The sequence below is a fragment of the Bacillus cereus group sp. BfR-BA-01524 genome, assembly GCF_022662595.1.
Taxonomy (GTDB): Bacteria; Bacillota; Bacilli; order Bacillales; family Bacillaceae_G; genus Bacillus_A; species Bacillus_A thuringiensis_S.
Genome location: NZ_JAKUDW010000352.1, coordinates 1 through 302 on the forward strand (window position 1 = coordinate 1; position 302 = coordinate 302).

The window sequence follows — 302 nt, forward strand, 5'->3', positions numbered from 1 at the left end:
GATTTTTAATAAATTATTTTGCTTTACCACTACTCTTTCAAAAAGATTACAGTTAAACAAATTATTGTATACACATATCATCTATGTTAAAGGAGAAAGACGATGAAAAAGTTATTTATTTCACTAACAGTTCTTTTCGTTCTTGTTATGAGTGCTTGTAGCAATGGCTCTACAGACAAAAAGAACGATGCAAAAGATAGTAAATCAGAAACAATTACATACCAATCTGAAAATGGTAAAGTAGAAGTTCCTGCAAATCCAAAACGCGTTGTTGTATTATCATCATTCGCTGGTAACGTAAT

General features: G+C 30.1%; 1 pseudogene. It reads left to right on the top strand.

Annotated features, from left to right (window positions below):
• Positions 1-102 precede the first annotated feature (102 nt).
• A pseudogene (locus tag MR170_RS31430) lies at positions 103-302 on the top strand (ABC transporter substrate-binding protein); the annotation flags it as partial.